Annotated in this window: 22 protein-coding genes; 13 read left to right on the forward strand and 9 right to left on the reverse strand. The window is 64.6% G+C overall.

Going from position 1 to position 18524, the window contains the following annotated elements; translation table 11 throughout:
- Positions 1-66: 66 nt before the first annotated feature.
- The 3 genes from QTA58_RS15815 to lpdA are packed head-to-tail and all read left to right on the forward strand — an operon-like array spanning position 67 to position 3784.
- Positions 67-1080 carry an alpha-ketoacid dehydrogenase subunit beta gene (locus QTA58_RS15815; protein WP_289669571.1) on the forward strand — a complete coding sequence of 338 codons (1014 nt, stop codon included), beginning with the start codon at positions 67-69 and terminating at the stop codon, positions 1078-1080.
- Positions 1081-2382, forward strand: a complete 1302-nt coding sequence (locus QTA58_RS15820; protein ID WP_289669572.1) for a dihydrolipoamide acetyltransferase family protein — start codon at positions 1081-1083, stop codon at positions 2380-2382.
- A 4-nt stretch (positions 2383-2386) separates the two neighbouring features.
- Positions 2387-3784 (forward strand): dihydrolipoyl dehydrogenase, encoded by a 1398-nt coding sequence (lpdA, locus tag QTA58_RS15825; RefSeq protein ID WP_289669573.1) that lies wholly within the window; start codon positions 2387-2389, stop codon positions 3782-3784.
- Positions 3785-4236: 452 nt separating this feature from the next.
- On the opposite strand, the gene QTA58_RS15830 is transcribed toward lpdA, so the two are convergent.
- From QTA58_RS15830 to QTA58_RS15840, 3 genes are all read right to left on the reverse strand, one after another.
- Positions 4237-4935: a metallophosphoesterase gene (locus QTA58_RS15830; RefSeq protein WP_272937833.1), complete on the reverse strand. Its 699-nt coding sequence runs from the start codon at positions 4933-4935 to the stop codon at positions 4237-4239.
- Positions 4936-4997: 62 nt separating this feature from the next.
- Complete coding sequence (locus QTA58_RS15835; RefSeq protein ID WP_289673185.1) at positions 4998-5825, reverse strand: nucleotidyltransferase family protein; 828 nt, start codon at positions 5823-5825, stop codon at positions 4998-5000.
- Between the two features lie 173 nt (positions 5826-5998).
- The gene (locus QTA58_RS15840; RefSeq protein WP_289669574.1) at positions 5999-6271 is read right to left on the reverse strand and encodes a hypothetical protein; all 273 of its coding nucleotides are present in this window, start codon (positions 6269-6271) and stop codon (positions 5999-6001) included.
- Positions 6272-6421: 150 nt separating this feature from the next.
- Here QTA58_RS15840 and QTA58_RS15845 point away from each other — a divergent pair, with 150 nt between their 5' ends.
- On the forward strand, positions 6422-6610 hold the full coding sequence (locus tag QTA58_RS15845) for a DUF3008 family protein (RefSeq protein ID WP_085420081.1): 189 nt from the start codon (positions 6422-6424) through the stop codon (positions 6608-6610).
- A 217-nt stretch (positions 6611-6827) separates the two neighbouring features.
- The gene (locus tag QTA58_RS15850) at positions 6828-7058 is read left to right on the forward strand and encodes a hypothetical protein (RefSeq protein ID WP_085420080.1); all 231 of its coding nucleotides are present in this window, start codon (positions 6828-6830) and stop codon (positions 7056-7058) included.
- A 294-nt stretch (positions 7059-7352) separates the two neighbouring features.
- On the opposite strand, the gene hutX is transcribed toward QTA58_RS15850, so the two are convergent.
- Positions 7353-7877 (reverse strand): heme utilization cystosolic carrier protein HutX, encoded by a 525-nt coding sequence (gene hutX, locus QTA58_RS15855; protein WP_289669575.1) that lies wholly within the window; start codon positions 7875-7877, stop codon positions 7353-7355.
- A gap of 8 nt (positions 7878-7885) precedes the next feature.
- Complete coding sequence (locus QTA58_RS15860) at positions 7886-8230, reverse strand: antibiotic biosynthesis monooxygenase (protein WP_085420078.1); 345 nt, start codon at positions 8228-8230, stop codon at positions 7886-7888.
- 161 nt (positions 8231-8391) lie between these two features.
- On the opposite strand from QTA58_RS15860, the gene QTA58_RS15865 reads away from it, so the two are divergent.
- Genes QTA58_RS15865 through QTA58_RS15875 form a run of 3 tightly spaced genes read left to right on the forward strand, consistent with a single transcriptional unit; the run spans position 8392 to position 11140 of the window.
- Positions 8392-9279: an ABC transporter substrate-binding protein gene (locus QTA58_RS15865; protein WP_289669576.1), complete on the forward strand. Its 888-nt coding sequence runs from the start codon at positions 8392-8394 to the stop codon at positions 9277-9279.
- Complete coding sequence (locus QTA58_RS15870) at positions 9279-10361, forward strand: iron ABC transporter permease (protein WP_289669577.1); 1083 nt, start codon at positions 9279-9281, stop codon at positions 10359-10361. The genes QTA58_RS15865 and QTA58_RS15870 overlap by 1 nt, the downstream gene beginning before the upstream one ends.
- Entirely contained in the window at positions 10358-11140 is a 783-nt protein-coding gene (locus QTA58_RS15875) for a heme ABC transporter ATP-binding protein (RefSeq protein ID WP_289669578.1), read from the forward strand. The genes QTA58_RS15870 and QTA58_RS15875 overlap by 4 nt, the downstream gene beginning before the upstream one ends.
- 11 nt (positions 11141-11151) lie before the next feature.
- On the opposite strand, the gene QTA58_RS15880 is transcribed toward QTA58_RS15875, so the two are convergent.
- From QTA58_RS15880 to QTA58_RS15890, 3 genes are read right to left on the reverse strand one after another with little or no spacing between them, the layout of a single operon-like run.
- Complete coding sequence (locus QTA58_RS15880; RefSeq protein WP_289669579.1) at positions 11152-11514, reverse strand: YbaN family protein; 363 nt, start codon at positions 11512-11514, stop codon at positions 11152-11154.
- Between the two features lie 22 nt (positions 11515-11536).
- On the reverse strand, positions 11537-11860 hold the full coding sequence (locus QTA58_RS15885) for a DNA-binding transcriptional regulator (protein WP_085420073.1): 324 nt from the start codon (positions 11858-11860) through the stop codon (positions 11537-11539).
- Entirely contained in the window at positions 11850-12209 is a 360-nt protein-coding gene (locus QTA58_RS15890; protein ID WP_289669580.1) for a type II toxin-antitoxin system RelE/ParE family toxin, read from the reverse strand. The genes QTA58_RS15885 and QTA58_RS15890 overlap by 11 nt, the downstream gene beginning before the upstream one ends.
- Positions 12210-12331: 122 nt before the next feature.
- On the opposite strand from QTA58_RS15890, the gene galE reads away from it, so the two are divergent.
- The 5 genes from galE to QTA58_RS15915 all read left to right on the forward strand — a co-directional run bounded on the left by galE (position 12332) and on the right by QTA58_RS15915 (position 17386).
- Positions 12332-13321, forward strand: a complete 990-nt coding sequence (gene galE, locus QTA58_RS15895) for a UDP-glucose 4-epimerase GalE (RefSeq protein ID WP_289669581.1) — start codon at positions 12332-12334, stop codon at positions 13319-13321.
- A 10-nt stretch (positions 13322-13331) separates the two neighbouring features.
- Complete coding sequence (gene ung, locus QTA58_RS15900) at positions 13332-14030, forward strand: uracil-DNA glycosylase (RefSeq protein ID WP_289669582.1); 699 nt, start codon at positions 13332-13334, stop codon at positions 14028-14030.
- A gap of 129 nt (positions 14031-14159) precedes the next feature.
- Positions 14160-15089: a VOC family protein gene (locus QTA58_RS15905; protein ID WP_289669583.1), complete on the forward strand. Its 930-nt coding sequence runs from the start codon at positions 14160-14162 to the stop codon at positions 15087-15089.
- Positions 15090-15113: 24 nt separating this feature from the next.
- Complete coding sequence (locus QTA58_RS15910; protein WP_289669584.1) at positions 15114-15728, forward strand: alpha/beta hydrolase; 615 nt, start codon at positions 15114-15116, stop codon at positions 15726-15728.
- 230 nt (positions 15729-15958) lie between these two features.
- The gene (locus QTA58_RS15915; protein ID WP_289669585.1) at positions 15959-17386 is read left to right on the forward strand and encodes an aldehyde dehydrogenase family protein; all 1428 of its coding nucleotides are present in this window, start codon (positions 15959-15961) and stop codon (positions 17384-17386) included.
- Between the two features lie 23 nt (positions 17387-17409).
- Here the strand turns inward: QTA58_RS15915 and QTA58_RS15920 are convergent, their stop codons facing one another.
- A complete protein-coding gene (locus QTA58_RS15920) occupies positions 17410-18447 on the reverse strand; it encodes a phytanoyl-CoA dioxygenase family protein (protein WP_289669586.1) in 1038 nt (345 codons plus the stop codon).
- Between the last annotated feature and the right edge of the window lie 77 nt (positions 18448-18524).

Below are 18524 nucleotides of genomic sequence, written 5' to 3' on the forward strand. Positions count from 1 at the left end.
CCGAGCGAAGCGGAGGCCGGGCGAGGGGGCGACTTGCTCCAGCATCATCGTATGGGAGGCCTCCCCATGGCGCGCATGACGATGATCGAGGCGATCCGCAGTGCGATGGATGTTTCCATGGAGCGTGACGGCGATGTGGTGGTGTTCGGCGAGGATGTCGGCTATTTCGGCGGCGTCTTCCGCTGCACGCAGGGGCTCCAGCAGAAATATGGCAAGACGCGCTGCTTCGACGTGCCGATCAACGAATCCGGCATCGTGGGGGCCGCGATCGGCATGGCGGCTTATGGCCTGAAACCCTGCGTCGAGATTCAGTTCGCCGATTACATGTATCCGGCCTACGACCAGCTCACGCAGGAAGCGGCGCGGCTGCGCTATCGCTCGAACGGCGATTTCACTTGCCCGGTGACGATCCGCATGCCGACCGGCGGCGGTATTTTCGGCGGACAGACGCACAGCCAGAGCCCGGAGGCGCTGTTCACCCATGTCTGCGGGCTGCAGGTCGTGGTGCCGTCCAATCCTTACGACGCCAAGGGCCTGCTGATCTCCTCGATCGAGAACCCGGACCCGGTGATTTTCCTCGAACCGAAACGGCTCTACAACGGCCCGTTCGACGGCCATCACGACCGGCCGGTGACTTCCTGGGCCGCCCATCCGCTCGGTGAGGTGCCCGCGGAGCATTACACGGTGCCGCTCGGCAAGGCGGTGGTGCGCCGGCCGGGTTCGGCGGTGACCGTGCTCGCCTATGGTACGATGGTGCATGTGGCGGAGGCGACGGCGGAAGAGACCGGCATCGATGCGGAGGTGATCGACCTGCGCACGCTGCTGCCGCTCGACCTCGAGACGATCGTCGCTTCGGTCAAGAAGACCGGCCGCTGCATGGTGGTGCACGAGGCGACGCTGACCTCCGGCTTCGGCGCGGAGCTCGCGGCGCTGGTGCAGGAGCACTGCTTCTATCACCTGGAAGCGCCGATCGTGCGCGTCGCCGGCTGGGACACGCCTTATCCGCATGCGCAGGAATGGGATTACTTTCCGGGGCCGGTCCGTGTCGGCCGGGCGTTGCGCGAGATGATGGAGGCCTGAATGCCCGAGAAGATCATCAAGCTGCCGGATGTCGGCGAAGGCGTCGCGGAAGCCGAGCTCGTCGAATGGCACGTGAATGTCGGCGATCTGGTGCGCGAGGACATGGTGCTCGCGGCCGTCATGACCGGCAAGGCGACCGTCGAAATCCCCTCGCCGGTGGAGGGCGAGGTGACCTTCCGGCACGGCGAGATCGGCGACGTGATCGCCACCGGCACCGTGATCCTCAAGATCAGGACCGCGGGGGAAGGCAGTGACGGCGAGATTGAGCCGGAAATCGATCTGCCGGCACCAAAGCCGGAGGCGCTGCCGGTCGAAGCCGAGAGGAAGTTTGAGCCGGCAGCGGAAAAGCCGAAGCCGGCGCCGGAGACCGTTGCCGCGAAATCGCCGGCAGCTGCGATGTCCAAAGGCAGCGGGGCGCCGCGTGCGGAGGGCGAAAAGCCGCTGGCGACACCGGCCGTGCGTCTCAGGGCCAGGGAAGCGGGCGTCGATCTGCGCCAGGTGCCGGGAAGCGGACCGGCCGGCCGCATCACCCACGAGGATCTCGATGCCTTTCTGAGCCGCGAGAGCGGAGCAGGCACGGCAACCGGCCTGCAGCCGAACAAAAGCGTGCAGGAGGTTAAGGTCGTCGGCCTTCGCCGCCGCATCGCCGAGAAGATGGCGCTTTCGAAGTCGCGCATTCCTCACATCACCTATGTGGAGGAGGTGGACATGACGGCGCTGGAAGAGCTGCGCGCCCGGCTCAACGGCAGCCAGAAGCCGGGCAAGCCGAAACTCACCATCCTGCCCTTCCTGATGCGCGCCATGGTGAAGGCGATCGCCGAGCAGCCGGGCATCAACGCCCATTTCGACGACGAGGCGGGCGTCATCCGCGAATATGGCGGCGTGCATATCGGCATCGCCGCACAGACGCCGGCCGGGCTCGTCGTGCCGGTCGTCAGGCATGCGGAGGCGCGCGACATCTTCGACTGCGCCCGCGAGGTGGCGCGGCTGAGCGAGGCCGCGAAGAACGGCACGGCCCTGCGGGAAGAGCTTTCCGGTTCGACGATCACCATCAGCTCGCTCGGCGCCATGGGCGGCATCGTCTCGACGCCGGTCATCAACCATCCGGAAGTGGCGATCGTCGGCGTCAACAAGCTCGCCATCCGGCCGCACTGGGACGGCACGCAATTCGTGCCGCGCAAGATGATGAACCTGTCCTCCAGCTTCGATCACCGGGTGATCGACGGCTGGGATGCGGCGACCTTCGTGCAGCGGCTGAAGGCGCTGATGGAGACGCCGGCGCTGATCTTCGTCGAGGAGTGAGATGATGAAGGAGATCACCTGCAAGCTTCTCGTCATCGGGGCCGGGCCGGGAGGCTATGTGTGCGCCATCCGTGCCGGCCAGCTCGGGGTCGATACGGTCATCGTCGAGATGGCGAAGCCGGGCGGCACGTGCCTCAACATCGGCTGCATTCCGTCGAAGGCGCTGATCCACGCGGCCGACGATTTCCACAGGACGGTCGCCATGGCGGCCGGACGGAATGCCATGGGCATCCGGGCCGAAAGCCCGGCCATCGACCTTGCCAGGACCATGGCCTGGAAGGACGGCATCACCGGACGGCTGACCATGGGCGTGTCGGGCCTGCTGAAGAAAGCGGGCGTCAAGATCGTCGTCGGCCGGGCGACGTTCCGGGACGGCAAGACGGTGGCGGTGGAGACCGAAACCGGGGAACAGGTGATCCGGGCGGAGAATATCGTCATCGCCACCGGCTCGGCGCCGGTCGAGCTGCCGGCGCTGCCCTTCGGCGGAAAGGTGATCTCGTCGACCGGTGCATTGTCGCTGACGGACGTGCCGCAAAGGCTGGCGGTGGTGGGGGCCGGCTATATCGGCCTCGAACTCGGCATCGCCTTCGCCAAGCTCGGCTCGAAGGTGACGATCGTCGAGGCGCTCGACCGCATCCTGCCGCTCTACGACGCGCAGCTCACGCAGCCGGTGGCGAAACGGTTGTCGGCGCTCGGCGTCGAGGTGCTTTTAGGCACCAGGGTGGAGGGCTTGTCGGCGACCGGCGAGGCGCTGCTGGCGGAAACCGCCGATGGCGAGGAGAGGCGGATCGCCGCCGACAAGGTACTGGTGACCGTCGGCCGCAGGCCGGTGACCGAGGGCTGGGGCCGCGAGGAACTGGAACTCGACATGGACGGCCGGTTCCTGAAGATCGACGAACAGTGCCGCACCTCGATGCGCGGCATCCATGCGATCGGCGACGTGACCGGCGAGCCGATGCTGGCGCACCGGGCGATGGCGCAGGGCGAGATGGTGGCGGAGATCGTCTCCGGAAAACGCCGGAGCTGGGACAAGCGCGCCATCCCCGCCGTCTGCTTTACCGATCCGGAAATCGTCTCTGTGGGGCTTTCGCCTGAGGAGGCGAGGGCGGCCGGGCGCGAGGTGAAGATCGGGCAATTTCCGTTTACGGCGAATGGCAGGGCGATGACGCTGTCCTCGGAAGAGGGCTTTGTCCGCGTCGTGGCGCGGGCCGACAATCACCTCGTCCTCGGCATCCAGGCGGTCGGGGCAGGGGTTTCGGAATTGTCGGCTGCCTTTTCGCTGGCGGTCGAGATGGGCGCGCGGCTGGAGGATATCGCCGGTACGATCCACGCGCATCCGACGCAGTCGGAAGGGTTTGCGGAAGCGGCGATGAAGGCGCTGGGGCATGCGTTGCATGTGTGATCGGCACGCGTGACTTGTATCCGTGTTGGCATGCGCGATCTGTATCCGTGTTGGCATGCGGCCGCCGGCCCCCTCATCCGCCTGCCGGCACCTTCTCCCCGCCGGGGAGAAGGGGATATGCCTCGCCGTCGCATGCTTTCCGGCCGCCGACGCAGTCGGAGGGGTTTGCGGAGGCGGCGATGAAGGCGTTGGGGTATGCGCTGCATGTGTGAGGAGGCACGCGTGACTTGTATCCGTGTTGGCATGCGGCCGACGGCCCCCTCATCCGCCTGCCGGCACCTTCTCCCCGCCGGGGAGAAGGTGATATGCCTCGCCGTCGCATGCTTCCCGGCCGCTATGCTATCGCATGTATGGGAGTAGAACGGCGAGGCAGCCACCAGACCTTCTTCTCCCCAGCGGGGAGAAGGTGGCCCGAAGGGTCGGATGAGGGGGATTTCCCTGAACCGCCGCCCTCACAGCTCCAGCAGCGCATAAGGCCTGCCGGTCGGCTTCTCGATATGGGAGGCGACGTTGTAGACCGGGGCGCCGCCGGGGGTCTTGCCGGAATAGGTGCCGCGATGGGCATGGCCGTGCACCACGGCCTTCACCGGAAAGCGGTCGATCGTCTCGGCGAGGCGCGAGGAACCGAGGAAGGGATAGATTTCCATCGGTTCGCCCTGCACGGTCTCGACGATCGGCGCGTAGTGCAGCACGACCATCGCCCGTTCGGAGCGCACCTGCCGGAGGGCGTTTTCGAGCCGCATCGTCTCTTCCACGCTTTCCGCCACCATGGCCTTGATCGCCGGCTCGCCGAACGAACCGAGCATGTGGCGGCCGAAACCGCCGGCAAAACCCTTGACCCCCGCAAAGCCGACGCCGTCGATCTCCACCGCCTGGCCTTCGAGCAGTTGCACGCCGGCATCCTTCAGGATCGAGGTCACCTCTTCCACATGGCCGCATTCGTAGTCGTGATTGCCGAGAACGCCCACCATGGGGATGGAGCAGGAGCGCAGATCGGCGGCGAGAATCTCCGCCTCCCTGGGCTTGCCGAGGTGGGTCAGGTCGCCCGTCAGGACGAGGATGTCGGCAACCTGAGAGATCTCGCTGAAAAGATCCCTGAAAGTCTCTCCATGCTCCTTCACATGCAGGTCGCCCATGGCGGCGATCCTCAGCTTGCCGTTTGCCTTCTTCGCTTCGGTCCTGGCGGCTTCGCCTTTCGCCTCCGTCGCTTTCGTCACGCCGATGCTCCTTGCAAGTCCTTGGGCAAATCCTTGGGCAAGTCTTTGGGCAGATCCTTCGTCAGATCCTCACGCAGGTCGCCTTCGCCGCCCACGTCGGCAAAGCCCCATTCCTTCACGTCGATCTCGAAATCCACCCGGCTGAACATGCGGCCGCGGCAGACCTTCATCTGCGGCAGCGGCAGCTCGCGCTGCGCCTTCAGCCTATCGAGCAGTTCGTCCAGCAGCCAGTCCGGCACCTTGTCGCGCTCGGTCGGGTAGATCCAGCGGAAGTTCAGGAGGTGGATCAAGAGCACTTCCCAGTGCACTTCCATGTGGTTCAGCAGCCGCTCCCAGTCGATCTGGTCGTGGGCGCGCAGGATCATGTGGACGATATCGCCGCCGTCGTAGCGGTGGCGGAGCTGCACGAAACATTTCGACCAGATGAGCTCGGTCGGCGCAATGATGCGCACCTTGTGGCCGTTCATCTCGATCTGGCGGGCATTCTCGAACCAGGCGTCGCTGATCGGCATCGTGCCGTTCGAGGCGGCGAAGATGACATCGAAGAAATGCCGGCCTTTCTTCACCTTGCCGAGCCAGCGGTCGTCTTCCACCTCGATCTCGTAGCCCTTCTCCTTGAAGTGGGCGAGGATGCGGGCGTAGTCGCCGGCCTTGCAGAAGATGTCGAGGTCCTTCGTCTGGCGGGTGATGCCGGTATAGGCGCTGATCGCGAAGGTGCCGGCGAGGAGAAACGGGATATGGCACTTGGCGAGATCTTCCACCGCCTCCGCGACGAAGACTTCGGCTTCCGCATCCACCAGCGTCGGGGCGGCCTTCACCTCCATGCCGGGCATGGTCTCGACCGGATGGGTAACCTTCTCCCGGGGCGGATTTGGAGCCTCTGCCAGGTTCTGCGCGGTGTTGACGTCGGCGTTCATCAAGGTTCTCCGAATCGTGGTTCGCGCAGAGGAACACCCGGGAGGGCCCGGAGGTTCCGCTTCAAGTCGTTCGCCGCCCGTCAGCGCTCGGGATTGTCCGCATTCGCCAGAGGGCCGGGGCGGCCGTCCGGCTGATCCTCGTCCTCGCGCTCGTCGCGGTCCTCCAGATCGGTTTCGACGAGGTATGTGTCGCCGCCGCCGAGCCGCGTTGCTTCCTTCACGGCTTCCTGGTTGGTCATGTCCGTCTGCGCATGCAGAGCGTCTTCGACGCGTTCCCGTCCTTCCCTTTCGAAGCGGGCCCTCTCGAAGCGGGCGGACTCGCCGTTCTCGGTGGTCTTGCGTTCGGCGTCCATCGTGGTTCCTTTCTACTTTCTCGCGCCGCCGCCGGATGCGCCGCCGCTGATGAATCAAAACCCCCGGGCAAACGACATGTTCCGCCGCCGAATTCGGAACCAAAACGGCACAGACCGGTTGGATTCGTGCAAGAAACCGAGGAGGCAGACATGCCAGCGAAATCCAAGTCACAGCAGAAGGCCGCCGGCGCGGCACTTGCCGCCAAGCGCGGCGAGATCAAGAAGAGCGAGCTCAAGGGCGCTTCGAAGGGCATGGAGAAATCCATGAGCGAGAAAGAGCTGCACGACATGGCGTCGACGAAGCGCAAGGGCAAGCCCGAACACGCGGCGCACCACTAGAGCGCCGTGCGTCCGAACGGACGCACAAAGGACGCTTTAACTTATTGAATCTATGCATCGTGCTTACCGAAAATCGATTCCGATTTTCGGGCCGATGCCGTAGGGCTGCATGGCCCAAGGCCGGGTCCCCGGTGCTTAGGCCCCCGGTCCAAGACCGGAACTTCCCGGAAAGGCGGGCGTTGAAAAGCGTTCGTCTTTTCGTGGAGGAGGAAAAGCCATGCCGCCGGAGGAACTCGACGCGACGTTGACAACCCTGCCGCTCAGGATCGGCGTCTATATTCCCGACGATCTCATGGAAGACTGGTTCGCGCCCGGCACGGGCATGAACCCGGTGAGCCAGGCAGCCCTGAAGGCTGCCGAAACCTATGGCCGCCGCTTCGAATGCGAGTTCAAATATTATCCCGAACGGATGGAGGGCGTGTTCTGGAAATGGGTGCCCGCGCTCTGAGAGCGGGGGAAACCGGGCTGCCGGAAAAGCAAGGCTCGCCGCGCCATTTCAAGTTTCGCTTCCCCGTGCGGGGCGGGCGAAATCGGTCCGCCTTTGGCGCGGCGGCACTTCACGCAACGATAGGGGACCGGCGAAGCGGAAACGCCCCTCGTGAAAGACATATACCGGAAACACACGGTCCCGCGACGCCGTAAACGGGAAAGTCGCCAAGTGGTTCCGTAAAAAATGAGCCGGACGGATAATTTTCCGACGCCCGGCTCATCAAACCTGGCTCATCAATCCTGATCGCCGGGCCTACAGGGCGGCGTAGCGGTCGCGCAGGGCTTCGAACTTGACGAGCTGTCCGGCGATCAGCTCGCGGTTCTCGTCGCGGCGGACGAAGACCTTGAACATGGCCGAGCCCTTCTCGTTCATGAACCAGACCGAACAGGAACGGCGGCCGTGGAAGGCGCGGTCGACGAAGGTCACCGAGGCGCAGTTGTCCTTCTTGATGTGACCGCCGATCGGGCTGTCACCGTGGATATTGAACCAGCCATGCGCTTCGGAGCCTGCCGGAAGGCTGCCTTCCGCCTCCAGCACGATGTCTTCCGTGTGGACGATGAAGAGGACTTCGCCCCAGTTCGTCATCTCGGCCCAGATATCCAGGAAATGCTCCTTGCCGGCGATGACGGCGGCACCCTTCGGCAGGATCTCGAGGATCTCGGCCGGCGTGACCTCGGCCTTGCCGGCGATCGCCTCGACGACGCCGTCGGGCTTTTCGGCAAGCGCTGCCAGCGCCCGTTCGCGGCGGTCCGGCCCGATGTCGGAAACGGCGTTCATCGCGAACCTCAGGCGGCGTCGGCGCGAACGCCGTTCTTGTCTTCGTGGATGATCACTTCGAAACCTTCGAAATGCGGACCGGAGAGATATTCGATCTTGCCCCGGTTCTCGCCGGCCTTCGCATGGGCGGCGCGGAACTGTTCCGACCTGGTCCATTCCTGGAAATGCTCGAAGCTTTCCCAGACGGTGTGGGACGCATAGAGGGTGTGATCCTCGGCCTTCGGACCCTTCAGCATGTGGAATTCGATATAGCCCGGCATTTCGGCAAGACGGCCCTGGCGGCCGCGCCATACGGCTTCGAAGGCCTCTTCATAGCCCGGCACCACACGGAAACGGTTCATTGCGATATACATCGGATCAGTCCCTCACTTAAGTGTCATTTTCGGCTCAAGATATCTGCGGCCGTTCCCCTTGAAAACCCTAAAAAACTTGCGTAGTCAACTCAAGTTATCGCCGCGCAAGCGACGAAGCGGGGCCAGCATAGGCCCCGGCTTGGGCAAGAAAGGGGCATAGTATGATGGGGTCTTCCTTTAGTTTCCGCGGGCGTTTCGCTGCCGCCGTGCTGGCTGCGGGTCTCGTCGCCGGCGGTGCCGCCGCGGCCGACAGGGGCAATCCGGAAGCCAAGCGCATCGTCTCGGTCGGGGGCACGATCACCGAGATCCTCTACGCGCTCGGGGCCGAAGACCGTATCGTGGCGAGGGACTCCACCAGCTTCTATCCCGACGCGGCCAATTCCAAGCCCGATGTCGGCTATATGCGGCAGCTTTCGGCGGAAGGCATTCTCGGACAGAAGCCCGACCTGATCCTGATGGAGGAAGGGTCCGGGCCGCCGCCGGTTCTCGAAATCCTGAAAGCGAGCGAGGTGCCGATGGTGGTGGTTCCGACGCCGCCGAAGGTCGATGCGATCGGCCAAAAGATCCGCGATGTGGGCGCGGCCGTCGGGCTTTCCGACAAGGCCGAGGCGCTGGCCGCCAAGACCGAGGCGGACCTCAAGACGCTCCAGGAGGACGTCGCCAAGATTCCCGGACCGAAAAAGAAGGTTCTTTTCGTGCTCTCGCTGTCGAACAACCGCGTGATGGCCGGAGGCGCCGACACCGAAGCCGGCGCCGTCATCGCGCTGGCCGGCGGCGTCAATGCGGCGCCGACGATCAACGGCTACAAGCCGCTCGCCGACGAGGCGGTGATCGCCGCGCAGCCTGACGTCATCCTGTCCATGTCGCGCGGAGATCATGCCCTCACGCCGGAACAGGTCTTCGCCATGCCCTCGATGCAGACGACGCCGGCTGCCGCCAACAAGGCGCTCATCACCATGGACGGCCTGCTGCTGCTCGGCTTCGGCCCACGCACGCCGGAAGCCGCCCGCGCGCTCGCCGCCGATATCTATCCGGGGGCGATCCACTGATGAAGGCGCTCACCATGCCCTTTCGCGCCGCGGCCGACGGCGACCGGACGCGGCAGGGCGCAGTGGTGCTCGGGCTGCTCGCCGTGCTGCTCTTTGCCGCCTGCCTCATCTCGCTCGGGATCGGTCCGACCGGCGTGGGCCTGCGCGATCTCTGGGCTTATGCGACCGGCAACGGCGACAGCCTTTCGGTCCAGGAGCGGGTGATCCTCGAAGCGGTGCGCCTGCCGCGCACGGCGCTCGGGCTCCTGGTCGGCGCCGGGCTTGCGGTCTCCGGCGCGATGATGCAGGGCCTGTTCCGCAATCCGCTCGCCGATCCGGGCGTCGTCGGGGTCACATCAGGCGCGGGGCTTGCCGCGGTGGCCGCGATCGTGCTCGGCAACACCATGCTGGCGCCGCTTGCCATGCTGCTCGGCAACCAGTTCCTGCCGCTGATGGCGTTCTTCGGCGGCCTCTTCAACACCTGGATGCTCTATCTGATCGCCACCCGCGACGGCCGGACCTCGACCACGGCGCTCATCCTCTCGGGGATTGCGATCGGCGCGCTTTCGGCCGCATTCATGGGCCTGCTGATCGTCATGGCCGACGACCGGCAGCTCCGCGACATCACCTTCTGGACCCTCGGCTCGCTTGGCGGCGCCACGTTCGGCCGCGTCCTCTCGATCCTGCCGTTCATAGCGGCCGTGCTCGCCGTCATGCCTTTCGTGGCGCGCGGGCTCGACGCACTGATCCTCGGCGATGCCGCCGCCTTCCACATGGGCATTCCGGTGCAGCGGCTGAAGAGGATCGTCATCGTCGCGGTGGCGGCCGCCTGCGGCTCGACGGTTGCCGTCGCGGGCTCGATCGGTTTCGTCGGCATCGTCGTGCCGCATCTGCTGAGGCTCGCCATGGGCCCCTCGCATCGTTTCCTGCTGCCGGGTTCGGCGCTCGGAGGAGGGGCATTGCTGCTCATCGCCGACAGCGTGGCGCGCACGGTGGCCGCACCCGCGGAATTGCCGATCGGCGTCGTCACCGCGCTGTTCGGCGCGCCGGTCTTCCTCTTCCTGCTCATCGGAAAGAACGGCGCGATGCGGGACATGCCATGATTTCCGGCGAGCATATCACCGTCACGCGCTCCGGCCGCAGGCTTCTCGACAATGTCGGGGTCGAGCTGAAACCCGGGCGGTTCACCGTGATCATCGGTCCGAACGGCGCCGGCAAATCGACGCTGATGAAGGTACTGTCCGGCGAGCTGAAGCCTGACACGGGCTTCGTATCCTATTACGGCGCCAGCCTCGATCTGTGCCAGCCGGCCGATCTCGCCAGGCGCCGGGCGGTGCTGCCGCAGGCGACGCAGCTCGCCTTTCCCTTCACCGCGCTCGAAATCGCCCGCATGGGGGCGGTGGCGCAAGGGGCGCCGAACCCGACGGAACAGGCGCGGCAGGCATTGTCCCGCGTCGGCTTGCGCGGTTTCGAAAGCCGGCCCTATCCGTCGCTGTCGGGCGGCGAGCAGCAGCGGGTGCAGTTCGCCCGGGCGCTCGCCCAGGTGCCGCAGCCGATCGCAGACGGCGTGCCGCGGGCGCTGTTTCTCGACGAGCCGACGGCGAGCCTCGATCTCGGCCATCAGATATCGGTGCTGGAGATCGCCCGCGATTTCGCGGCCGCCGGCGGCATCGTGCTCGCCATCCTGCACGACCTCAATCTCGCGTCGGAATTCGCCGACCATCTCGTGGTGCTGAACCACGGCCGGGTGGTCGCCGAAGGCGCCTGCGCGGAGACGGTGAGCGACGAGATCATCGCCAGCGTCTACGGAATCGCCGGCGCCGTCGGGCGGCTGCCGGCCCAGCATATTCCTTACGTCCTGCCGCAATCGCGGCATCGTTGAGCCTGTGAGGATCAGGCACCCGGTTCCGGCCGGGTGACGACGAAGATCGCCGGCCCGATCATCAGGGCCGCGACCAGGACGGCCCGCCAGAAGGGCGGCGATGTGCCGAACCAGAAGATCGCATAGCTTGCGGCCATCATCGCGACGGCGGCGGTCTTGGCCCTGCGGGGGATGGCGCCCTTTTCCCGCCAGTTCCTGAGCGGTTCCCCGAACCTCGGATGGTTCATCAGCCAGGCCTCCAGCCGCGGCGAGGAGCGTGCGAAACAGGCGACCGCCAGCAGCAGGAAAGGCGTGGTGGGCAGCACCGGCAGGAAGGCCCCCGCGACACCGAGGGCAACGAACAGCCAGCCGAGGACAAGAAACAGGAGACGCATGAAAGCTCTTTGATAAAATGAGTCAGGAGAGCACTTGAAGTCCATGTTTACGCACGATGTCCAGCAGTTTCAAAGCCGGCCCGCTTGGGCGCTTCGCGCCCGTTTCCCATTTCTGGACCGTGGACTCGCTGGTGTTGAGATACCGGGCGAAGACCGGCTGGCTGACGTGGTTGCCCTCGCGCAGGGCTTTGATCTCGCCTGGAGAAAGCTCTGGGGGTATTGAAAGGCAAGTCTCATCAAAGGTCCGCAGGGTTTCCTTGTCTATCGTCCCGGCTTCATACATGCCTTCCACGGCGCTATGGATCGCCTCGAAGGCATCGCTTTTGAATTTCCGCCTAGTTGCCATTGCAAATCTCCACCAGTGCACCGTTTTTCAATTCGGCGGCCAAAGCATCAGCCGTCTTTTTGCGGTAGAGTTCCGCCAGTTTCCGAAAGGCGGCTAACTCATCGTCATCGATATTGGCCCGGTCCTGCTTGGCGAAGAGATAGGTATAGACCCAGAATTCTCCGGCCTTCGCCAGAATGATCGACCGGTGCCGGTTGTCGTTCAGGCGTTTCTTGAAAACGCCACCTCCGAGGTCGTCGGCCTGACCCAGGGCGACCTGGGCGATTGCCTTGCAGAGCTCATGGTCCGAGATACGGGCTTTCCGCGCCGCTCGGGTAAACCATGCCGTCTTGAATACCCGATAGGCCATACCAGATACATAGCACCAGGTGCTATGCTTATCAAGCGTATCGTCCCACGCTCTATCTGCCCTTTCCATTTCATCGACGGCCGTTATAGTGCCGGCGACTTCAACAGCCTTCAGGAGACATGATGTCGAAGAAGAAAGTGCTTGTCGTCGGCGGTGCCGGCTATATCGGCTCCCATACCTCTCTGGTACTGGCGGAACGGGGTTACGAACCGATCGTCTTCGACAATCTCTCCAATGGTCATGCGGAATTCGTCCGCTGGGGAGCGCTGGAACAGGGCGACATCCGCGACCGCGCCCGGCTCGACGAGGTGTTCGCGACCCACAAGCCGGATGCGGTCCTGCATTTCGCGGCGCTGATCGAGGTGGGGGAATCGGTCAAGAACCCCGTCGCCTTCTACGACAACAACGTCATCGGCGCGCTGACGCTGCTCTCCGCGGCACTCGATGCCGGCGTGAAGGCCTTCGTCTTCTCCTCGACCTGCGCCACCTACGGCCTGCCGGAGCGCGTACCGATGGACGAGACGCACGGCCAGGCGCCGATCAATCCCTACGGCCGCACCAAGTTCATCATCGAGCAGGCGCTCAAGGACTACGGCACCTACAAGGGCCTGAAGTCGGTGATGCTGCGCTATTTCAATGCCGCGGGCGCGGATTTCGAGGGCCGGATCGGCGAATGGCATACGCCGGAGACGCATGCGATCCCGCTGGCGATCGAGGCGGCGCTCGGCCGCCGCCAGGGTTTCAAGGTCTTCGGCGAGGATTACGACACCCGCGACGGCACCTGCGTGCGCGACTATATCCACGTGCTCGATCTCGCGGACGCGCATGTGCGCGCCGTCGATTACCTGCTTGAAGGAGGCGAGACGGTGGAACTCAACCTCGGCACGGGAACCGGCACGACCGTGAAGGAACTGCTGGCAGCGATCTCGGAAGTATCGGGCAAGCCGTTCCCGGTGGAATATGTCGGCCGGCGCGAGGGCGATTCCACCTCGCTGGTCGCCAACAACGACAAGGCGCGGGCGGTGCTCGGCTGGGAGCCGAAATATACCCTCACCGACATCATCCGGTCCGCCTGGGACTGGCATTCGCGCTCGAACCACCACGTCATTTGAGGAAAAAGCCATGGCGGAAGGCGAGGTCAGGCTCGAAGAAAGCTGGAAACGGGTGCTCGGGCCGGAATTCGAAAACCCTTACATGAGCGAGCTCAGGCGCTTCCTCGTCGCCGAGAAGCAGGCGGGCAAGCGCATCTTCCCCAAGGGCAGCGAATATTTCCGCGCCCTCGACCTGACGCCGCTCGAACAGGTGAAGGTCGTCGTCCTCGGCCAGGATCCGTATCACGGCCATGGCCAGGCGCACGGGCTTTGTTTCAGCGTGCAGCCCGGCGTGCGCATCCCGCCGTCGCTCGTCAACATCTATCAGGAGCTTCAGAGCGATCTCGGTATCCCGCCTGCCAAGCACGGTTTCCTCGAACACTGGGCGAGCCAGGGCGTGCTGCTTCTGAACAGCGTGCTGACCGTGGAGGAGGCGCGGGCGGCCTCGCATCAGGGGCGGGGATGGGAACGCTTCACCGATGCGGTCATCCGCGCCGTCAACGAGGAAGGCGACGGGGTCGTCTTCATGCTCTGGGGTTCCTACGCCCAGAAGAAGGCGGCTTTCGTGGATACGCGAAAGCATCTCGTGCTGAAGGCGCCGCATCCCTCGCCGCTTTCCGCCCATAACGGGTTCTTCGGCTGCCGGCATTTCTCCAAAGCCAATGACTTCCTTGTTTCGCGCGGCCGCGAGCCTATCGACTGGCAGCTGCCGGAACGGCCTGTTCTGTGAACAATTAACCATTTCCCGTCTACGTTAAGTGAACGATGCGTTCGGACCCGGCCGTCTATCCAAGCCGGGCCCGGTGAACCAAATATTGCCCCAGAACAACGGCTCGCTGAGCCAGAAAAGGGGTTTACAATGCTCGACCAGATCAAGGGCCTCCACCACGTCACATCCATGGCCGCGAGTGCCGGTATCAACAACAGATTCTTCACCGATACGCTCGGCCTGCGCCGGGTGAAGAAGACCGTCAATTTCGACGCTCCCGACGTCTACCATCTTTATTACGGCGACGAAGTCGGCACGCCGGGTTCGGTGATGACTTACTTCCCGTTCCCGCACATCGCCCGCGGCCGTCCCGGCACCGGGGAAGTCGGCACGACGCTCTTCTCCGTTCCGGAAGGTTCCTTCGGCTACTGGACCGACCGGCTTACCAAGGCCGGCGTCGAAGGCTTGAAGACGGATAGCGCTTTCGGCGAGAGCCGCCTGCATTTCGCAGGTCCCGACGGCGACGGTTTCGCGCTCGTCGAGGTGAAGGACGATCCGCGCGCGCCCTGGACCGGCAACGGCGTCGGCGAGGCGGAAGCGATCCGCGGCTTCCATTCCGCGTCGCTTCGTCTGCGCGACGAAGGCGCCACCGCCGAGCTCCTGAAATACATGGGCTACAGCCAGATCGACGCCAAGGACGGCGTGACCCGCTTCGGCATTCCGGGCGGCAACGGCGCCGATGTCATCGACATCGAAACCATGCCCAATATCAGCGGCGCGCGGCTTGGCGCCGGCTCGGTCCATCACATCGCCTTTGCGGTCGAGAACCGCGAAAAGCAGCTCGAAGTCCGCAAGGCGCTGATGGATACCGGCTATCAGGTCACGCCGGTGATCGACCGCGACTACTTCTGGGCGATCTACTTCCGGACCCCCGGCGGCGTGCTTTTCGAAGTCGCCACCAACGAGCCCGGCTTCGATCGCGACGAAGACACGGCCCATCTCGGCGAGGCGCTGAAGCTGCCGAGGCAGCACGCGCATCTGAGGGAAGCCCTCGAACAGCACCTTGAACCCATTGAATAACGGTTCGGGCACCAGGAGAATAAGATGAGTTACGACAGCTATGTGCACCGGGCGAGACCCGGTGCGCCCGGGGCGCCGATCCTGTTCGTCTTTCACGGCACCGGCGGCGACGAGAACCAGTTCTTCGATTTCGGCGGCCGGCTGCTGCCGAACGCCACCGTCATCTCGCCGCGCGGCGATGTTTCCGAACATGGCGCGGCGCGCTTCTTCCGGCGCAAGGCGGAAGGCGTCTACGATTGCGACGACCTTGCCCGGGCGACGGAGCGGATGAGCGAATTCGTGGCCGCCAACCGGGACGCTCATGAATCCTCGACCGTGCTCGGCCTGGGCTTCTCGAACGGCGCGAACATCCTCGCCAACATCATGATCGAGAAGCCCGGCCTGTTCGAGGCGGGGGTGCTGATGCATCCGCTGATCCCGTTCCAGCCGGAGGATCGCAAGACCGGCGAGCAGGCGCATGTGCTGATCACCGCCGGCCAGCACGATCCGATCTGCCCCGTGCCGCAGACCGCCGCGCTTGCCGACTATTTCAAGCGGCAGGGCGACAGGGTGACGCTCGAATGGCATCTCGGCGGTCATGAGATCCGGCCGAACGAGATCGAAGCGGCCAAGAAATTCTTCGCGCCTTACGGTGCTTGATGCTTGCCCCTCACCCTAACCCTCTCCCCGTAGAAACGGGAAGAGGGAATGTGCCAAACGCAATACTCGAAAGTGGAAGAGGCGGCGCAGCATATTCCTTCTCCCCGCAAAGCGGGGAGAAGGTGGCGGCAGCCGGATGAGGGGCAGGTCTAATGACTTCCGGACTTGCGGGGGAAACGGCCATGTCCGATAGTGGCCTGCCGTTTCTCCGGCTGTCCGGGAGGTCTTCCATGAGCAATCATCTGAAATTCTTCATCGACGGCGCCTGGGTGGCGCCCGCGATACCCGTCGCGCTCGACGTGATCGATCCTTCGACGGAAGAGGCCTATACGCAGATCGCGCTTGGATCGAAAGCGGATGTGGACAAGGCGGTCGCCGCCGCCAAGGCTGCGTTTCCGGCATTTTCCCAATGGCCGAAGGCGGAGCGGCTGGCGCTGCTCAAGCGCATCCTTGCCGAATACGAAAAGCGTTACGAGGATATCGCCCAGGCCGTCTCCCGGGAAATGGGCGCGCCGCTCGCCTTTGCCCGCGATGCGCAGGCCGCAGCCGGCCAGGGGCATCTCAAGGCGACGATCGAGGCTCTGGAGAGATACGAATTCACCGAACCACGCGGATCGACGATGATCGTCAATGAGCCGATCGGCGTCTGCGCCCTCATCACGCCCTGGAACTGGCCGCTCAACCAGATCACCTGCAAGGTGGGACCGGCGATCGCCGCGGGCTGCACCATGGTCCTGAAACCCTCCGAGATCGCGCCGATTTCCGGCATCATCTTCGCGGAGGTGATGGAAGCGGCCGGCACGCCGAAGGGCGTCTTCAATCTCGTCAACGGCACCGGGCCGGACGTGGGCCAGGTAATGGCCGGCCATCCGGATGTCGACATGGTCTCCTTCACGGGCTCGACCCGCGCCGGCGTGATCGTCGCGAAGACGGCGGCCGATACCGTGAAGCGCGTGGCGCAGGAGCTCGGCGGCAAGTCGCCCAACATCATCCTGCCCGACGCGGAATTCGAAAAAGCGGTGGCGGACGGCGTCACGGCCTGTTTCGGCAATTCCGGCCAGTCCTGCGATGCGCCGACCCGCATGCTGGTGCCCGCCGGGCGCCATGACGAGGCGCTTCAGGTGGCCAAGGCGGCTGCGGAAAAGCTCAAGACCGGCGATCCGCGCGCCGAAGATACCGATCTCGGCCCGGTCGTCAGCAAGGTGCAGTTCGACAAGATCCAGCGGCTGATCGAGGCCGGCGTTTCGGAAGGGGCGACGCTCGTCACCGGCGGACCGGGCCGGCCGGAAAACCTCAACCGCGGCTATTACGTGCGCCCGACCGTGTTCGGCCACGTCACCAACGACATGACGATTGCCCGAGAGGAGATTTTCGGCCCGGTGCTTTCGATCCTGCCCTATGACAGCGAGGAGCAGGCGATCGAGATCGCCAACGACACGCCTTACGGATTGGCTGCTTACGTGCAGTCCGGCGATATCGATCACGCCTGCAAGGTGGCGTCGCGCCTGCGCGCCGGCTCGGTTTTCGTCAACTATCCCGAATGGGACCTCTTCGCGCCGTTCGGCGGCTACAAGCAGTCCGGCAACGGCCGGGAGTATGCCGACTGGGGCATTCACGACTTCCTCGAAGTCAAAGGCATCGTCGGTTACGGCGCCTGACCGGGCGCCTCAAGGACCGCCGGTCAGATATGCGGCTCGGAGAAGGCGGTGCAGGCGCCGACATCCTTCCAGACGGGCTGCCTGCCGGCGCGCTTCGCTTTCCTGTCGGCAAAGGCGAGATAGAGATCGAGGCGGCGGTCGCGAATGCCGGGGACGAGGCCGGTGAGCGAAAAGGGAAGCGGTGTGAAGGGATTGGCGCGATGATAGGCGTGCAGCTCCACCCGAACCGTATGCCGGTCGCTGACGGCGCGTGAATGGAAGGCGTAGGTATCGGCCACCACCAGCGTATTGGCGCGCACCACCACCTTCTGCGGAGTGAAATCGCCGAGTTCCAGCAGTTCGGCGGGCGTGATGCGGAACGATCCGTCCGCATGATGGGTGCGCTTGTCGACATTGGCCAGCAGGCTCTGCCGGTATTCCCATTCGAGCCGCTTTTCGGTGAGCTTGTGGCTGCCGGGCACGAAGACGAAAGGACCGTCGTCCGGGCCGACATCCTGAAGAAATAGCCAGGCCTTCGACGTCGAGTGGAAGGTATCCGCGTGCAGGGCCGTCTGCGGGTCGGCCTGCTTGATCGCCGGTTCGGCAATGACGGTCTGGACGAAATAGATGGGGTCGCCGGCGACGCCGCCCACATAGCGGATGAGGCCGGCGATCGACGGGTCCCGGCTGAAGCGGGCCAGGTCCGGCAGTTTCTCCAGGGCGTTCGGATTGATGGGCGTCATGCGCGTCACCGCCTGTCCCTGACGCATCTCGCGCGCCGGCAGCGGCTCGTTCTCAAGGTAATCGCGGATGCGCTGGAATACGTCCTGGGGCAGGGCGTTCTCGCGGACGACGAAGCCGTCCCGGTCGAAGGCCGCCCGTTCCTCCGCGCTCACGGACATGCCGAGGAGGCTGCGACGGTAATCAGCCATGCGGGCGGCGAGCCGGACACGCTCGCGATGCAGGCCGAGTTCGTTGAGGCGGGGATGGCCGAGCAGCGGGTTCTTCCGGAAAGATTTCTCGCTTCCGAGGATGCCGAGAGCGAAAGCGGGATAGCGCCACCAAGCGACAGCACGCGACATGAAGCCCCCTCGTCTTGTCCTTACTTCTTTTCCCGGTGAAGAATAATCAGAAACAGGGGCGAGGCAAGGGCCTGGAG

Origin of the sequence: Neorhizobium sp. CSC1952, from assembly GCF_030378245.1 — a bacterium.
Taxonomy (GTDB): domain Bacteria; phylum Pseudomonadota; class Alphaproteobacteria; order Rhizobiales; family Rhizobiaceae; genus Neorhizobium; species Neorhizobium oryzae_A.

Bases quoted from the DNA above. Each gene is read 5' to 3' on its own strand.
- QTA58_RS15815 (WP_289669571.1), top strand. From the start codon at position 67: ATGGCGCGCATGACGATGATCGAGGCGATCCGCAGTGCGATGGATGTT.
- QTA58_RS15820 (WP_289669572.1), top strand. From the start codon at position 1,081: ATGCCCGAGAAGATCATCAAGCTGCCGGATGTCGGCGAAGGCGTCGCG.
- lpdA (WP_289669573.1), top strand. From the start codon at position 2,387: ATGAAGGAGATCACCTGCAAGCTTCTCGTCATCGGGGCCGGGCCGGGA.
- QTA58_RS15835 (WP_289673185.1), bottom strand. From the start codon at position 5,825: ATGGAGGTGAAGGCCGCCCCGACGCTGGTGGATGCGGAAGCCGAAGTC.
- QTA58_RS15840 (WP_289669574.1), bottom strand. From the start codon at position 6,271: ATGGACGCCGAACGCAAGACCACCGAGAACGGCGAGTCCGCCCGCTTC.
- QTA58_RS15845 (WP_085420081.1), top strand. From the start codon at position 6,422: ATGCCAGCGAAATCCAAGTCACAGCAGAAGGCCGCCGGCGCGGCACTT.
- QTA58_RS15850 (WP_085420080.1), top strand. From the start codon at position 6,828: ATGCCGCCGGAGGAACTCGACGCGACGTTGACAACCCTGCCGCTCAGG.
- hutX (WP_289669575.1), bottom strand. From the start codon at position 7,877: ATGAACGCCGTTTCCGACATCGGGCCGGACCGCCGCGAACGGGCGCTG.
- QTA58_RS15860 (WP_085420078.1), bottom strand. From the start codon at position 8,230: ATGTATATCGCAATGAACCGTTTCCGTGTGGTGCCGGGCTATGAAGAG.
- QTA58_RS15865 (WP_289669576.1), top strand. From the start codon at position 8,392: ATGATGGGGTCTTCCTTTAGTTTCCGCGGGCGTTTCGCTGCCGCCGTG.
- QTA58_RS15870 (WP_289669577.1), top strand. From the start codon at position 9,279: ATGAAGGCGCTCACCATGCCCTTTCGCGCCGCGGCCGACGGCGACCGG.
- QTA58_RS15875 (WP_289669578.1), top strand. From the start codon at position 10,358: ATGATTTCCGGCGAGCATATCACCGTCACGCGCTCCGGCCGCAGGCTT.
- QTA58_RS15880 (WP_289669579.1), bottom strand. From the start codon at position 11,514: ATGCGTCTCCTGTTTCTTGTCCTCGGCTGGCTGTTCGTTGCCCTCGGT.
- QTA58_RS15885 (WP_085420073.1), bottom strand. From the start codon at position 11,860: ATGGCAACTAGGCGGAAATTCAAAAGCGATGCCTTCGAGGCGATCCAT.
- QTA58_RS15890 (WP_289669580.1), bottom strand. From the start codon at position 12,209: ATGGCCTATCGGGTATTCAAGACGGCATGGTTTACCCGAGCGGCGCGG.
- galE (WP_289669581.1), top strand. From the start codon at position 12,332: ATGTCGAAGAAGAAAGTGCTTGTCGTCGGCGGTGCCGGCTATATCGGC.
- ung (WP_289669582.1), top strand. From the start codon at position 13,332: ATGGCGGAAGGCGAGGTCAGGCTCGAAGAAAGCTGGAAACGGGTGCTC.
- QTA58_RS15905 (WP_289669583.1), top strand. From the start codon at position 14,160: ATGCTCGACCAGATCAAGGGCCTCCACCACGTCACATCCATGGCCGCG.
- QTA58_RS15910 (WP_289669584.1), top strand. From the start codon at position 15,114: ATGAGTTACGACAGCTATGTGCACCGGGCGAGACCCGGTGCGCCCGGG.
- QTA58_RS15915 (WP_289669585.1), top strand. From the start codon at position 15,959: ATGAGCAATCATCTGAAATTCTTCATCGACGGCGCCTGGGTGGCGCCC.
- QTA58_RS15920 (WP_289669586.1), bottom strand. From the start codon at position 18,447: ATGTCGCGTGCTGTCGCTTGGTGGCGCTATCCCGCTTTCGCTCTCGGC.